Genomic DNA, 17,654 nt, shown 5'->3' with positions numbered 1-17,654 from the left:
AAAAGCCGTAGGCAGTTTAGAACTTATATAAAAGCTATCTACGATTTTTTTTAATATTCTTGCTGCAACTTTTCTTGTCCTGAATGCTGCAAACTGAGATGTCCTATAACACTTGTATATTCTTTCATAAACATTATCGCTATGATAAAGCAAACAATTTATGATAGCTTTATGAATCGAATATATGTGATAAAAGAAGGCATTGACATAATTTCAATGAAAGAAAAACAAATTGGAAAATTAAAAGTAATTAAGATTGAATTTGTACCTAATGCTGAATCCATTAATTCTATGAATAAATGGATTATGAGGATAGAAAAAAAGGATGGAAATGTTATGCATGGTCAAATATTTACAAAACAAACGAAGTTCAATAAAGAAAATTTTACAATTACTGCAAAAGCAATTGTGTACATTTTACTTTAGATTACTCAGTATTATTATACTACGATATCCATCTAAAATAGATGAATAAAAAGTTAAGGGTTGAATAAAAAGTCATAAGACACCTAGAGATTTAGATTATAATTTGAAATAGTAGCGGAAATGTTATTATAGAATTACCTATAATAAGTGTAATGAACAACTTCTATTTTCTAATTATGTAATATATGAATAAGTCTAAATTAATTAAGTTTTGAAATGATGGCAATATTTCTACGAAAGGGATGATTTAATATGCCAATATGTCCTCAATGCTCAAGTATATTGGAAGTTGTAAATAACAATATTTATGAATGTCCTAATTGTGGATTCATGATGAGAATTGATAAATTTAAAAGTAAATATGAAAATAATAAAAAAAGTTGGTTTATAAAAATTTGTGAGGATGATGAACTATGGTTTAAACCAGCATTTAGCGAATATCCATCTATTATTGCTCACGAATATTATAGAATTTATTGTATGTTAAAAGAAGGACACACCTACGGAGCAATTCTTCAGATAAAAGATCTTCTAGAAGTATTGCTAAAGTTTCCGACGCTAATGGCTATGAGTGTTATATATAATAGAAAAGAAAAATCTATACAAGAAATAGAGTTAATAGCATTGTCTTTTCAAAAAATTCTTGGACTTGGAGATTGGAGAAATTTAACTAATATAATATATAAAGAAAACTTAATCAATGATAGTGTTATATTACCGATATTGAAAAGCATTAGGGATATTTATTTTAATCAGAAGATAGATATCGTTAAATGGAGAAATGAAACTATTGGGCATGGTGCTCTAAAGTTTGATTCGGATATTGAATTTCAGAATGAAGTTATTAATCTTATAAAAATTATAAAAAGGCACTTTAACGTATGTAATCATTTATACTTGAAGTTGAACTTCTGTATGGAAATGAGTAGTAGTAATATAGAACTTAGAGGAATAGAGTTAGCAAAGAACCTTTCTGTTGATGGTATGCTATATTTTGAAGATGAAATGTCCTTAAACAAAATTCATCCATTTATTTTGGTAGATAACGGTGAAATATTCTTCTTCGATACATATATTGAAAAAAAGAAAAAAGTATCCATATTAAATTATATAAATGGAATTAAAAAAGATATTGTAAATGGCAATATGATTCGATATTACCATTCACTTTATAAGGAAAGTATTGAGATTTTAAAAAGTAATGGAAATATAAAAATTATAGAACAAAACACTGAAAGTCCGGAAGAAGAAAGTTATCTAGCAGAAAGCGAAAGAGTTTTAAATGAAATACAGCATATTAATGATTATAAAAATCCTATGTATATTGAAGAATGGTTGAGAAGTAGATTGTTAAATACTAACAAAGGGATTTTCTTACTTCAGATGGAAAGAGGTATGGGTAAAACTACATTTTCAAAAGCCTTAGATGAAAATGGCTATAATAAAATTGAAATTGATGATTTTACAGTTAGAAGTTATTATATGAATGACTCATACCTTTCAGATTATGGTTATTTTTATACAGGATTAAGTGATTTATTTAGGACCAATAGCGAAGGAAAGGTTATCATTAAGGAAAAAAATATTAAAATGTTATCCGGAAAACCAGCTGAAATGAAAAAAAAATTTGGTGAGCTACTTTCTGATTATAGAGACAAGTATAAAAAGTATTTTGGTAAAGATAAGTTATTGCTAATTATTGATGGAATAGACGAGATGCCAAATAAAGATAATGATTCAATATTAAAAATTATTCCTCATGATGAAGAGTTAGATGAAGGAATTTATATATTGTTAACATGTCGAACTGACAAGGAGTTACCTCCACACATACTTCAATCAGTTAAAGAATACAATATTCCAGAAGAAAATCAGATTGTCTACGATAGATTTAATGCTGAAAATATAGAGATACTAAAAGAGTATATAATTGAAGAGTTAAAGTTTCAAGAAGAAGAGAAAATTCAAGTTATTCTGGAAAAAGCTGATTACAGATTTTTATATTTGAGTATTTTAAAAGTGATTATGCAAAATTCAGATGATGAATTACTCGAGTTATTACCTAAAGGAGCTAAAATATTTGAAATCTTTTTAAAAAAACTTAACCTGCATTTGGGAGATAAATATTTTAAAGGGTTTCAACAAGTATTGGCAATTGTAGCATTTGCTGACGAGCCCCTTACATTAAAAGAAATTGTTTATCTTTACGGTGATGATAGAATAACGTTTAAAGTTCTTTCTTATCTTTACCAAATTCAAAGTTTGTTAAAAAGTGAAAGAAGTTATCGTGGAAATCTACTATCAATATCACATATAGAATTAAAAGATTTTATACAGGAAAAGTTAAAAACTACAATTGAACAGCTCGTAGAAGGATGGATAGTGAAGCTATCAAATTATAAGTTTGATGAGAATGAATCAATTAATGATGGAGAACTGTATCTAATTTCAAATATACTGAGCTATTTTGATAAAGGAATTGATGTAGACTTTTCATCTATTCTAAATGAAAATTTCTGCAAAATTCTTATTGATGAGGGTATAAAACTCGATCATAGTAGCTTTAATGAACACAATAGAAAGCGTTATTTTAAAATTTATTCTGAGCTTATAAAGATTCAGAAATTGTTATCAGGTGAAATAGATTACTTTAAGACACTTTACTTTGAAGCTTTTGGAAATTCAAAGTTGGGAGATTCATTATTTGAAAATATTGAAACTGAATATGAGATTGCAATTGAAAAATACAATATGGCAATTAATTGTAGAAAAGAAATGTTTAAAATTTTTTCTAATATTACGTTTGAAGAGTTTTTAGAAGATGAAGATACTTTAGAGAATTCTAATGAATTACTTATTTACTTAATAAAAGAGATAGCAGAAGAGTATGTAAATATAGGTAGAGTTTATTATAGAGTATCCGATTACGGAAAAGCTGAGGAATATTATGACAAGGCAATTAAGATTTATAATAGATACATTGATGATAGCGATAAACATGATAATTGGATGTTTTCCAATGTTCTTCTTGAGATTTCCAGAGTTTATTGCTATACCCGAAAATATGATAAAGCATTAGAAACCGCGGAAACGACGTTAGAAATTCAATATAAACTATTACAGGAAGATAAAGAATTTGTAAGCATGATTGCAAGAACTGAAGAGTGTATTGGTAGTATATATTATAATATGGGAAAAGTAGATATTGCTCTAAAAAATCTAAACGAAGCATTGAATAGACTTGAGGAAGTAACTGGGGTTAATCAAAGTGTGAATTACTCATTTATTATACATATTGCCACTGAAATTGGAACAATTTATTCTATGGAAAAAAAGTTTGAAAGTTCAGTTCCTTATTTTAGTAAAGCAATTGAATTATGCGATAACATAGAAAATGCTGGCATAGTATATGAAAAAATGAGTTGTTTAAATGCTCATAAAGGAATAGGTCTAGCCTATCTTGATTTAGGAATGAATTATAAAGCTATTAAACATTTAAAAAAAGCTTTATATTTAAGTGAGAATGATATTATTTTAATTAAATCAAGTCATTATGCATATACAATAAACAAATGTGAAATATATATGGGACTTGCTGATAGTTATTATTTAATTAAAAACTATCGAGAGTGCTTAAAATACTATTTAGAGTATTTTATGATGGTATTAGAGGATTGGCCTAAAGATCATAGAATTAGCACGCATGATTTACACGTATCATTTGAACGTATATGTAGTGCATATTTAAACCTTAAAAATATAAAAGAAGCTAGAATTCAATATGAAAGGTTTGAAAAAATAGACAATTTGTTAAATTGTAACAAAACAGATTTAACGATGAATGAGCTTAGGGTTATTCTTGGAGATATTGAAAATCACGAAGTAATTAAAGAAAGAAAACAAATAGAAAGCAATTTCCCTTATGGTTATTTTATTATTGATATAAATACTCATGCTGTAAGAGAATGCATTAATGCAGTGAAGCCTTTAGAGTCTAGGTACTCTGATAGCAAAAAAACATATTCAATTAAATTTGACACTAAGATTTGTAGTGCTTGTAAATTAAAGGATTGTCCTTCCAAAAAGAAAAAAGGGATAGTTAAATTTAGTAAAAAGGCTTGGGAAAAGAACAATAAAGTTGAAGCATAAATAGTAAACGGAATACAATAAAAATAAATAAAGCATTGAAATATTATAAGTTACCTGAAAAGTTATTATTTTGAGTATTGATAATATTATGAGTATACAATTTTTAATTATTCATAGAATTAGAAGCAACAATCCAAGTGTTAAAGTATACAAAATTCAAAAAATTCAGTAACATAGATGTTTTCGGGTATGTAAATATATGTATATTTATAAAGTAAAGAATTGGATTATCCCAATTCTTTACTTTAGTTATCGCTATTTTCTATAACAATTACATCGCCACAGTTATGCTTGTTTACCGTTTCTTCTATATAATTAAGAACTTCTTCATTTGCTCGAGTTCTTAAACCTGCATCTCGCATAACTTTAGCAATACTTATATTAACACCATTATCAGCCATTTCCTTCATAACGTAATTCACCCTGCGTTTTTGATAATCGGGGATTGTTTCACATACTTTATTTAAAATCTCAGAACATCTAGGAAGTTTTTTTCTGTTTTGATGCAAATTATAATATCCAATATATTTTTGTAAAACAGTAATGGTTAATCTTTCATAAAGTGGTTTTTCAGCTTTAATTTTACTTATTGCCTTTAATAAATCTCTTGCTATTAATTCATCTTTATTTAACCAATACTTATTAAGTCTTTCTTCTTTTGAAACAGTTATATGTCCCTCAACAAATTTTATATTATTAAATATCCACTCATTATCATTTTCAGACAAGTAATTATAGGCCTTTGGGTTAAATCTACGCATATCTAATCTAGTAGCAGTAGGGGTATCTTTTATGAAACTTATGAATTCATTTTTATACTGCTCTATTAATAGAATATCAGGCTCATTAGTTAATTCCATTTCAGGGGTTTTCACTAAATTAGGATGCTTGTATTCATTAGCCCAAGTTCTAAGGCTTTCAATGTTGCAGCCTATTATCTTAGACATTTTTCTAAGACTAAAACCTTTATCTACACATTCTTTTAATTTATCATGACATAGATGACCATAATGCTTAACATAGGTCTTGTTATATATATCATTATCATTCTTATCTGGTCCTCTACTGGAATATTTAAAGCCACAATGTTCGCATATAAAAGTAGCCAGTGGATAACCATGTGATTCATTTATTTGCATTACATCCTTTATTACAAGCTTATTGTAATTAGAGCAGACTATATTTAAACAAGGATAAGGTCCTTCTTTAAATACCCTATATTCTTTATTATAATTATAAAATTCTTTAAAACTACCAAACAAATATCTTATAACTAAAATAAACTTTAAAGGATCTCCTACAGGTTTCTTTCTAGTAGTAGTATGCCTAATCCAACTATCATTTTCATCTACATCGAAATTATATCCAATATAATCTAAAAATTCTTCAGTATAATATTTTTTGAAGTCTTTACTAAATTGTTGCTGTAATGTTACACCATTAACTGTTACATATCCTTTTTCAGCAATTCTATTTGATATCTTATTTTTGGTGATTTCAATACTCCAGTTGTCTAAGTTTGCAGTAAATATAGTATTTATATCCTCAGCGATATCCAAGAATCTTTCTTTGAATTCTCCGCGGATAGCTATCTCTTTTGAATTACTTAAAACTGTATAGTAATCATCATATCTTCTTGGTATTTTATACGGGAATATATTATACTCATACAAAGGAACTTTATGTTTATAACACATTCTGTTTAATTCAATCTCATGTTGCCGTCTATAATAAGGCTCCCCATAAATATTAAAATCTTCTTTAATACATTCTTTACATACTCTTATGTATGTTTTTGTTTTAGTAATATCGCTTATTCTAAGGCATTTATTAATTTTATCAGCATAATCACCTTTGAAATATGCTAAAGCCTTTTCCTGCTTTTCTGTTGTTAAAAAAGGCATAAAAAGAGGATAGATAGTATTATTGTTAAGAAAAGATTCAGAAGTAAAGTTTGAATGTTTCTGGTATACTAAAATCAATGCAGACCGGCCTTTAAAAAACCAAGCATAAAATGGAAAAATCCATTGCCAGCACCCTCAAAATATACTATCCTTTTTAGTGACGAAACTGAAAAGGAGAACGAGGAGATGCTAACAATGGAACACATATATCGTATCAGACATTTGAGGAAATTTGAAGGAAAAAGTTTAAGAAAAATTGCTGAAATTACTGGGCATGATTTTTCTACAGTAAAAAGATATGTTGATAAAGAAGATTTTAATCTCGGAATGCCCATAAAACAAAAGCGTGAGGGCAAATTATCACCTTACAGAGATATTGTCTTGAAATGGCTCACTGATGATAAGAATGCTCCGCACAAACAACAGCATACAGCAAAAAGAATACATGATCGATTAGAAGAACTTTATCCAAACGAGTTTGATGCTCATGAAAGATCAGTAAGAAAATTCGTTGCAAAGCTACGAAAGGAATTGGTCATGGTTACCGATGGATTTCTACCACTAGAGCATCCGCCAGGTGAAGCTCAGGTTGATTTTGGAGAAGCTCGTTTTATTGAAAATGGTATTACATATGATGGCAATTATCTTAATATTTCTTATCCACATAGCAATGGTGGATATATGCAACTCTTTAAAAGTCAAAATCAAGAATGTCTATTAGAAGGTATGAAAGCAATATTTGAACATGTTGGTGGTGTTCCAATAGCTATATGGTTTGACAATATGTCTACAGCAGTTAAGAAAGTTAAAGAATATGGAAAACGTGATTTAACAGATGGATTTATAAGATTTATGATGCACTATGGCTTTCAAAGTAATTTTTGCAATCCAAATAGTGGTAATGAGAAAGGGTCCGTTGAAGCAAAGGTGGGATACCACCGCCGAAATCTCTTAGTGCCAGTTCCGGAATTTAAGAGTCTAAAAGAATTCAATAAGGAACTTCTTGAAAAATGTGATAAGGACATGAATAGAATGCATTATAAAGGCCATGGGCTTATCAAAGATTTGTTTGAAGAAGATATCATAGAATTCTTTAAACTTCCGGATGCTCCATTTGAGGTGTATTTGCATCACTTTGCAAAGGCAGACAATTATGGTAAAGCGAAGTTTGATGGAAGACTTTATTCAACATCTCCCAATATGGCAGGCCAACAAGTTATGTTTAAAGTTGGAGCCGATGATATTGATGTGTTAGATTATAACAGTAAACTTATAGTTACTCATAGTAGGCTATATGGAGAGGAAAAAGAATCGATGATTTGGGTTCCTTATTTAGAACTTATGTCTAACCGGCCTACGGCCCTAAAATACACAGGACTCTTTAATCAATTACCTACAACCATTAAAGAATATATGAATCAATGTGATTATGTAACCAAAAAGCAAGCACTTAAATTACTTACCAGAATGACAGCAAATACAAATATAGATTCCGCAATAGCAGCATTTGAAGAAAGCATTAACTGTGGGACAAGTGATGTAGATAGTATTTTGGCTACCTATTGCCGATTAACGACCGGCCCTTTACCGGAAGTAGATATTTGTCTTTCCGAAACAGTACCAAAACTTGAGAAGTACACTCCTGACATAACTGTTTATGATAAATTAATGGTTGCAGGAGGACTAAATCAATGAACTCAGATGTATTAATAAAACATTATTGCAAAGAACTTAGACTAGGAACTAGTTTTTACGAAAACTATGCGGAAATTCAAGCAACGGATTTTGGGGACTTCTTAGCACAAATATTAAAACGTGAAGCTGAAAATAGAGAAGTAGTTAGAAGAAATAGAAACCTTAAATCAGCTGGATTTGATGTTATTAAAACCTTTGAAGATTATATTTTTAAAGATATTCAAGTTCCTCAAGCAATTGATATTGATGATTTAAAAACCGGAGGTTTTATTGATAAGCTAGAAAATTTAGTATTATATGGCCCTGTTGGAACTGGGAAAAGTCACATGGCCACTGCCATAGGCGTAGCTGCTTGTTCTAGAGGAAAAAGAGTAAAGTTCTTTCGCACAGCAGCACTAGTTAATCAATTGAGCGAAGCAAAAGCTAAAGGAGAATTGAAACGATTTATGCGTCAGATAGAGAAAGTTGACCTGTTGATTTGTGATGAGTGGGGGTACGTCCCTTTTGAAAAAGAGGGAGCACAGCTACTATTTCAAGTAATCTCGGAATGTTATGAAAAACGAAGTGTAATTATCACCACTAACTTAGAATTTAGCAAATGGAATGGTATTTTTTATGATGAAAAGCTTACCAGCGCTATCATTGATCGACTAGTTCATCACAGCCATTTATTAGTTTTTAGTGGGCCAAGCTACCGCTTAACACACTCAACCATGAATACCCAATAATGGAAATAGGGTGCTGGAAAAATTAAGTTCCGCAATGCATGGTTTTTAGCTTGCCAAAAACAGTTTGAAGGAAGATTATTGCATAGATAATCAAAAGAACCTTGGAAGTTTAATCTTCCAACTTCAAATTTTCTATTAAAAAGCATTATTCCCATAACTTCAAAATTAGGTGGTTGCATAGCAAATTGAAGCCTTGAAAAAATACTATAGGTTGACTCCTCATCTCTTATTTGAGGAAAATAGGAAAGCATATTTACACCGCCTTAATTTATGAACTCTATAGGAGATTTAATATAGCCCATCTCGTGAAGCACCATATATACATCTTTTTTCTCTTTTTTACCATTATCAAATGCACTGCGCAAGTCATCTTTTTTATAAGAAGCAATATTTTTGATTTTTTGTTGCTTTTGTAGATTCTGTGATTCATTCATTAATTTATTCCTAAACTTCTCCATAAACAATACTTGTGCATCCTGTTCAATCTCTAAATATGATTTAGTTATATCAACATTCTTTAATGTTTCATGTAATGCCTTTTTTAATAAGTCAGTCTCTCCAGAGGCCATCTTTTGCATTTTATTAAGCAATTCTAAATATAAATCCTCTTTCCGATTTTCTAGTACCATCTTATCTAAAGCGAAGGTTTGTTTTATAATTTCTTCTTTTTCTGATAATCTAGCAAGATCCCTTAATTTTTCTGTTGCATCAGGTATTAAGATATCTTCATATTGAGCCATCAGTTCAATATCACCGCTTTTTATTGCGTCTCTCATTTTCTTAGTAAGAGCAAGATCCTTTTTGGAAGTTTCATTGATTGTTTGTTCATCTATTTTTTCATGGCCATTATAAATCGAATTAGCTTGAGTGAATGTAAAAAGTTTAACTGCAAAGTCTACAATGCCCTGGGAGTGTTCATAAAACAAATCAATTAGCTTATCTGATAAAGGAACTTTCTCTTGAGTCCACTGATATTGCCATAGGGCTGTCATAAAGGTATTCCATTCACTCTTATCGGTTATCCTATCCCAAAGCATAAACCCATTACCACCTATCCTTCTTGGCCCTCTAATGTTATCCTGTAGAACCTGATAGGCTTTATTTGTGCCAATTACAAGTATAGGAACTTGGATAGTATTTATTATCTCAACCAGGAAATCTAAAAGTTCTTTAGTTTTCGATTGGGTTCTTGCAAGATGCTGTATTTCATCTATTACAATAAGACCAATGTTTTCATTAATAGCAGCATTAGGCATATTTTGAACCATAGTTCCACGTCTTTCCCCACCCCAATTTTTAAAATACTGAGCATTATCTATAATTTCATCAAGTTTGTTGAATAGGGCATTACATAGAGATTTTATGGTTCCATCTGTAGGACATTCTAATTTAATATAAACTATTTGATTCTCTATTAATGAATAGCCTTTATATTCAGTATGCTGTACAAATTGAGGAAAGAGATTAAGTATTTTGTTAGTTGAAACAGTCTTTCCACCACCACTAATACCAAATATGCATAAGCCACTGGAGGTAGTATATATATCCTCAATCATATCTTCATCTATATAAAAATTACTAATATCAATATTATGATTAAAGTATTTTCGTCGTATATTACATTTCCTTCTGACATTCTCAGGGTTAAAAGGGTTTTTATCTTTGTAACCATCTGTAAGTGCCATGTAGATTTTATTATATAGCTCAACATGTTTATTATTAGGCATAAAAAATTGTTTTAACCTACTTAGAATTTGTATTCTTTGACTTTTTGATAATGTCCTTTCATCATCACTATACTTAATAGGTGAATATAGCTTCCTATATAGTTCAGTGGGCTCAAGGAGTGGAGGTAGAGCCTCTATAAAAGGATTACCATCATAATCAGGTAGAGAGGGAGTAGTGTATATTGCATTCATCCTACGTTTATATTCAGTCAAAATTTATCTACCTCCATTATTTATTATACTTATCTGCAAACACAATACTTTGCAATAAAGCATTCATTTCATCCTTATGCTTTTGTTCATGTTCTTCATATGACAATTCACCATTATCTGAAGGCAGTTTTTTATATTTATCTAACTCCACAACAGGGGTTTCATTACTTTGAATTTGAGGAGCAAGATCAAAGTATTCCTCTTTACGCATAATTGTTCTTTCAAGTCTTTTATTTAGAGGTATATTTTTTATCTTACCTTTTGATAATGGGGATAAGACTTTTGCTTGTTTTACAGCATTATCAATTATATCCTTCATCTGATGATGGGAATTTATTTGTACTGAGATATTTTCAGTATTATTTAATTTCTTTAATTTAGACTCAGTACTTCTTATCTTAACTAATTCATCAAGGGATATATCTTTATAATCTTTAAGACTTTTTTGAAGCATATTGCAGGTTTCAAATTGCATCGTTTTTTTGTCATAGACGTATATTTTATTAAGATTCCTTGGATCATAGGCAATATCAACACTTCTAGGTGCATTTGAAACTCTTAAGAACCAATTCTCACGTATTCCAGTTTCACATGAATAATATAGCCGTTTAAAACAAATGCCACCCCTTTGAACCGATGCCTTATCCTTTGGCATTAGTGCAAGCATCATTTTTTCTTTGGGTATACTATTTGTAAAGAGAAGTTTCATTGTAGCACCATAATTCCAGATGTTTGCCGGTGTAGGAACTATTTGATTATCAATCATATCTCTACTCATAGAAAATGATTGCATGACAGTATTGTTATAACCAAGGATAAATCTTATCATCATCTCATTAAACTCTCTTATATTAAGTACAGCACTTTTCCTATAATCTTCACCACCTCTTTGCTGATGATCTTTTCTAACTCCACCTGGAACATAGCGTTGCAAATATTCACTAATAGTTTTAAACCATCTTTCAACGATACCTTTCATATCAGGGCAATAGGGAGGGTTATTTTCAATGTTTATATGAAGATGTTTTACAAGTTCGTCAGATGCCTTACTTATAGTTTCGCCTCTATCTGCATTTATTCTGGAGGGTATGCCATAGGAAGGCCATTGTTCTTCTTCAATATCTATATCATATGTTTTACAAAACTCTACCTTATTTTCATTCATATTCATGTATGCCATCATAGCAGCAATCCAACTACTCTCTTCAAGTCCTGTATAAAATCCAGTTATAAGGCGGCTATACACATCAATTGTTATGTATAAAACTGCTCTTCCCACAACTATATTCCTAGAAAAATTGCTTGTAAGGTAGATATCACTTACTGTTGAGTCAATTTCATATAAATGTCCTGGACCAAAGATATTAATATCTTCTCTTGAAAGAGTAGGTCTTTCAGTTTGCTGATATTTAATTTCTCCAATTTTGCGTATTATTTCTTGTTTAATATTTCTAATCTTATCCATGTGGTATGTAAACTGTCTAAGTGTTGGTATCTTATCATCATCAAGTATATTCCTAACTTCATTGTCATTTTCTATTGTAAGATAAGAATAATATTGATATAAAAATTCATGATACGCTTGTTTTATAGTTGAACCATCAATCTTTAGGTAATACTTTTCATAGATGTTTTTTATATGTAGTAAAACATTATCATCAATTATGATGCCTTCACCTTGAGTTACGGATCGTTTTCTTCCAGTTTTAACTGAAAATATAGGAACTTTGGGTTTTGGTGGAGGTGGTAAAAGAGTATTTTTGGTCATTCCACCTTGAAGAAATTTACGCATGTTTTTATATATAGTTCGTTTAGTTACTTTAAAGGTTGTAGCCACTTCATTAATAAAATTTCCCCTCTTGTATTCATTGCAAAGGTCAAATAAGTTCTTAGAGGAACATAAGTTTTGTATATATTCAAAAGCGTTATCTCTCATTAATAAGAATTTGGATGGAATAACGCTTTCATCAAAAAATCTAAAATAGGGATCATTCTCTAAAAGTTCTAATTCACTATCACTAATTTGAGATTCTACATTTGCAGTATTATCACAATATGGAAGTGCTTTTTCATTATTAAGATTTATGCAAACTATGTCAGAATAATCATAGGATATATGGATAATTCTAAAATCAATATTATCTTTTGTATTTCTAAACACCATATTGACCTGTAATTTTTTCATGCTATACCTCCTAGAGTGCATTAACTGCCATTAAAAGTATTTCGTTATTTACTTTTACATCACTTATAGTTAATGTTGTTATATTTAAAGGCTTATTATATATATCTAAAACTATTATTTTATCGGCTATTGCTTTTAAAAATATTTCAGTTATATCTGAAATACTTACATTCAAGTCGTTTGATAGCTGTGTAAGAGTATAGGCTATTGGAATGTTTTTAGGAGTAGCTTTTTCTATGCCTTCAGTCAGCTGTTTATACATAGCAAATAAATACTGTTTTTCTAAGATGGTTCCATTACTTAGTAATTTATTTGAATGAAGTAATTCCATATTGCTTAAAAATACATCTGATAACTCTTTTTCAGTTATGATGCCCCAGTCTATGCCCTTTGAATTAAAGAATCGCCTCTCAATTTCAAACTTTTCTATAATTCTTTCATCAGAAAGGTCAGCAGATGGTTTTACTGTTCTAGCATAGTGAATTATCTTGCCATTTATCTTAGTGGTAATGAGGAAATCTGTAGTCATAATAATAGGTTCACCATTAAAACTAGGATAATCTATTCCAGCTTCTATCGCTATATGTTGTAAAGCTTCCATGGGAAAAAGAGGATACTGTTCTTTTATATCTAATATGTCATCACTCCAATCAAAATAATAAAATGCAGCATATTCTAACTTTGATAAGAAATGATGTTCTCTACAAGTTTTCCATCCAATAATACGGTTAGCCTTACCTTTAGTTGGTACACTTCTTACGCTTAAGAAAGGAACATAATCAGAGTTATCTTTTTCCCAAAGTCTATCCTTCATATAGCCCTTAACAAATTTAGTTGTAAGTTTATTTGAATTGTATCTGCCCATTTATATTCCTCCTGATAGTTTAAAAGGATTTATTTGTAACAATTTGTTAAAGATAAAACCCCCTGGAGTTTCCTCCAGAGGGTGAAGTGCAAAAATCAAACATTAGGATAATGATTTTTAATTTACAAGATGTTCACCTTCTTAGAGAACAAATGTTCTTATAAATTAGTATATCCCAAGTTACATATCAATATGTAACAAAAATGACTATTTATATTAAATTTATAAATAGTCATTTAAAGTTTTATTTAAAAGTAAAATTATATAAATATACATTTTAATAAAAATTTCAGTATACAACAAAGTTGTATTAGGATATGAGATTGTTGTTTGAGGATACAACATAGTTGTTTCAGTATACAACTATGTTGTCTTTATACTTTTGCCACTTGCCACTTGGGTGGCACTAGCTACAACCTGTAGTTGTTCCGCAGTCCAAGCATACCTTGCAAGTTCCGTTTCTAACAAGTCTAGTGCTTGAGCAATGAGAGCAGGTTTCAGAGTATAACCTTTCACCTTGAATTTTATCAGTACTTAAAGTAACTACCACATCTTCACATTCTGCCATGCTACTTGAAATTTCACTTTCTTCGGGCATTAGTGGGTTTTTAGGTGTATTGTTGTAATTGTCAGGTTTTATTTGACACCTAGTATAGTCTCCTAGTTCAATATCTATAATTTTACTAATTAAATCTGATATTGAAGAAACAGATTTAATATATGGATGTTTTTGCACAAAACCATAAGGTTCAAATTTTTGACCTCTTAGCATTTTAGAAATATCTTCTGCAGGCACATGGTACTGGAGCATTACTGAAATTGACTTTGAAAGAGAATTCAATAGCCCTGTAATTATTGTACCTTCTCTATCTGTTGTTATATATATTTCAGAGATTTCTCCGTTTGAACGCCTATTTACTGTAGTATAGACTTTTACATCATCAATTTGTGCAGGATGAGTAGTGCCATAACGTATTCCAATTGGTTTTTCTCTTGTAGAATGATTTGAAACTTCTTGTTGTGATTTAGCTTTTTTCAAAAGGTCTGAATAAGATAAATCTTCAAGGGACAGTTCTTTATCTTCAGATAAAGTAGTGTTTAAAGGCTGACTTGCCTTAGAACCATCTCTATACAAGGAGATACCTTTAACACCTAATTTCCAAGACTGTAATATAACTTCTTTAAAATCCTCTATAGTAGCATTTCCAGGTAGATTTACTGTTTTTGATATAGCACCTGATATCATTGGAGTTATTGCTGCCATCATTAAAACATGACCCATATAAGGTATATATCTCTTTCCACTACCGCACTTATTAGCTGTATCAAATACATGTAGATGCTCAGGTTTTAGATGCGGTGCGCCTTCGATTTTTCCATCAATAATCTTTTCATACTCAAAGCCATTTTCGCTAACTTTTTCTTTTCTAAGAATATAATCTAGAATATCATTTATTTCACTTTGAGAGTACCCTAAGTTATCCAATGAATCTTTAATTACAGGGTTTACCATGGTCATATAACCACCACCGGATAATTTCTTATAAATAAAATGACTAAAATATGGTTCAATAGAAGTTGCTCCACAATCCATTGCAAAGGAAATAGTGCCAGTAGGAGCAATAACCGAAACCTGGGCATTTCTAAAGCCGTGTTTTTCACCGCTTTTAATTACCTTTAACCAACAACTTTTTAAGGTTTCTGAAATGGACTCTAAGGAGTTTTTACTTAAAATATCATGGTTAACTTTTATAGGCTCATAATTTAAATTTTCATAGGCACTATTTAGTGCTCCAGCTGCTCTAGCGTGATTTCGTATAACCAGTTGCATATGCTCTTTATTGATTTCATACTTATCAAAAGGAGCTAACTCTTTTGATAGTAGTGATGAAACATAATAAGACTGAGCAGTCATTATTCCAATTAACGAGGAGGCTAGGTTTCTTGCGTTTTCTGAATCATAGGCATAACCCATTACCATAAATAAAGAGGCTATATTTGCAATTCCAAGTCCTGTGCTTCTAAATAAGTAAGATTTTCTTGCTATATCTTCAGTTGGGAATTGACCCCAATGAATAGAGGCTTCAAGTACTAATTGAGTAAGTCCTATTAAATGCACATACCCCTCTACATCAAACTTCTTAGTTTTAATATCATAGAATTTATAGATATTAATAGAAGCTAGGTTACACGCTGTATCATCTAAAAAGGCATATTCGCCGCAAGGGTTAGTTGAATTGATTCTGTTGTGTTTAGCATTAACTTGTCCATCTTCTCCAGCAGGGCAAGTATGCCAAGCGTTAAAGGTATCATCAAATTGAGGAGCGGGGTCAGCACATTGCCAAGCAGCGTTATTAAAGGTATCCCATAGTTTTTTAACACTTATATCTGTATCTACCGAACTATCAGTTCTTCCTTTAAGGGTAATTGTCTGTTTAGGATTGCTTGGAAGGTTACTAACCTTTTTCATGAATTCATCTGAGAATCTTATAGAGTTGTTTCCATTTTGGCCAGAGACAGTCTCATATGATTCGCCTTCAAAACTACCATCATAACCCATTTTTGTGAGAGCTCGTACTTTGTCTTCTTCTTTAGCCTTCCAAGTCATAAACTCCATTATTTCAGGATGGTCAATATCAAGACATAACATTTTAGCAGCACGTCTTGTAGTTCCACCAGATTTTATTGCTCCTGCATTTCTATCTAGGCCTTTTAAAAAACTCATTAGACCTGAAGAAATTCCACCACCAGATAATCTTTCACCTTTACCTCTTATAGAAGAGAAGTTAGTACCTGTACCAGAGCCACCTTTAAATAACTTAGTCTCTGTTACATACTGCTCAGAGATAGAGTGCTTTCCAAGTAATTTATCTTCAATTGAGAGAATGAAACATGCTGAAGCCTGAGTTCTTGAATAAGCATCTTCACTTTCCACTATTTTATTTTCTTTTTCATCAAAATAATAATTTTCTAAAGATCTACCCTTTATACCATAGGATAAGTTAAGACCAGTGTTAAACCATTGTGGAGAATTAGGAGCAAACATTTGATTTAAAAATGCATATACTAATTCATCATAAACAATGTTTTTTTCTTCTTGAGATTTAATGACAGTTTCATCAATCAGAGCTTCACACCAAAAGTTAACAAGCCTATGAGCCACTAATCGCATACTGTTTTCATAGCCAACTTTATTATTGACACCGGACTTTCTGAAATATTTTGAAGCAATAATATCGCAGGAATTTTGTGAGTAATCTTCAGGAAATTCTAAATCCTTCATATCTACAAGAGTTTTATTAGATTTATGGTCTTTTAGAAAAACATCTACCTTTTTCCATTTAAACAAATCAAAAACAGTGATGTTTTTATTGTTTTCTAGTTCTTTTGTGTAAAACCTTTTAAATAAACTTTTTATCTCAGTCATAATTAATACTAGCTCAAAAAGCTAGTACCTTCACCCCCTATTATTTAACAGTTATTTAAAGCTAGGTCCATATTATGTAAGTTAATCTTTTGTATTGCATGCGTTGATATATCTAAAGGCATTATAAATTACTTAGCACAATATTATTTGCTAAGGTAGTGCAATATACAATATGTAGTAAGCACAAAGAAATCAATAACTATATATGGTATCATATAGCAAAGCCATAGAAAAATCAATAACAATTTTTCTTTAGGAATATTAAAGAAAATATCAAATTATAGGTGAATTTATAGAATATATGAGTATAATAGAGATATGTTTATTATTTTAAG

10 protein-coding genes are annotated in these 17,654 nt (G+C 30.3%); 4 read left to right on the top strand and 6 right to left on the bottom strand.

Annotated elements, in window-relative coordinates; translation table 11 throughout:
• Window positions 1–171: 171 nt before the first annotated feature.
• Window positions 172–426, top strand: a complete 255-nt coding sequence (locus tag LGK97_RS10220; RefSeq protein ID WP_226259663.1) for a hypothetical protein — start codon at window positions 172–174, stop codon at window positions 424–426.
• Between the two features lie 252 nt (window positions 427–678).
• On the top strand, window positions 679–4,575 hold the full coding sequence (locus LGK97_RS10215; protein WP_226259662.1) for a tetratricopeptide repeat protein: 3,897 nt from the start codon (window positions 679–681) through the stop codon (window positions 4,573–4,575).
• 245 nt (window positions 4,576–4,820) lie between these two features.
• Here the strand turns inward: LGK97_RS10215 and LGK97_RS10210 are convergent, their stop codons facing one another.
• A complete protein-coding gene (locus LGK97_RS10210; protein WP_226259661.1) occupies window positions 4,821–6,557 on the bottom strand; it encodes a TnsD family transposase in 1,737 nt (578 codons plus the stop codon).
• 108 nt (window positions 6,558–6,665) lie between these two features.
• On the opposite strand from LGK97_RS10210, the gene istA reads away from it, so the two are divergent.
• Window positions 6,666–8,174 carry an IS21 family transposase gene (gene istA, locus LGK97_RS10205; RefSeq protein WP_226259660.1) on the top strand — a complete coding sequence of 503 codons (1,509 nt, stop codon included), beginning with the start codon at window positions 6,666–6,668 and terminating at the stop codon, window positions 8,172–8,174.
• A complete protein-coding gene (istB, locus tag LGK97_RS10200; RefSeq protein ID WP_226259659.1) occupies window positions 8,171–8,902 on the top strand; it encodes an IS21-like element helper ATPase IstB in 732 nt (243 codons plus the stop codon). The genes istA and istB overlap by 4 nt, the downstream gene beginning before the upstream one ends.
• On the opposite strand, the gene LGK97_RS10195 is transcribed toward istB, so the two are convergent.
• The 5 genes from LGK97_RS10195 to LGK97_RS10175 form a co-directional block, all read right to left on the bottom strand.
• Window positions 8,866–9,153 (bottom strand): hypothetical protein, encoded by a 288-nt coding sequence (locus tag LGK97_RS10195; RefSeq protein WP_226259658.1) that lies wholly within the window; start codon window positions 9,151–9,153, stop codon window positions 8,866–8,868. The genes istB and LGK97_RS10195 overlap by 37 nt on opposite strands.
• A gap of 12 nt (window positions 9,154–9,165) precedes the next feature.
• Entirely contained in the window at window positions 9,166–10,842 is a 1,677-nt protein-coding gene (locus LGK97_RS10190; protein ID WP_226259657.1) for an ATP-binding protein, read from the bottom strand.
• 16 nt (window positions 10,843–10,858) lie between these two features.
• Entirely contained in the window at window positions 10,859–13,027 is a 2,169-nt protein-coding gene (locus tag LGK97_RS10185) for a transposase family protein (RefSeq protein WP_226259656.1), read from the bottom strand.
• 10 nt (window positions 13,028–13,037) lie between these two features.
• On the bottom strand, window positions 13,038–13,892 hold the full coding sequence (locus tag LGK97_RS10180) for a TnsA endonuclease N-terminal domain-containing protein (RefSeq protein ID WP_226259655.1): 855 nt from the start codon (window positions 13,890–13,892) through the stop codon (window positions 13,038–13,040).
• Window positions 13,893–14,298: 406 nt separating this feature from the next.
• The gene (locus LGK97_RS10175; RefSeq protein WP_226259654.1) at window positions 14,299–17,319 is read right to left on the bottom strand and encodes a vitamin B12-dependent ribonucleotide reductase; all 3,021 of its coding nucleotides are present in this window, start codon (window positions 17,317–17,319) and stop codon (window positions 14,299–14,301) included.
• Between the last annotated feature and the right edge of the window lie 335 nt (window positions 17,320–17,654).

Source organism: Clostridium sp. CS001 (assembly GCF_020443565.1).
GTDB lineage: Bacteria > Bacillota > Clostridia > Clostridiales > Clostridiaceae > Clostridium_AD.
The sequence above is the reverse complement of the archived record's forward strand: the minus strand, read 5'-3'. Positions and strand labels throughout refer to the sequence as shown.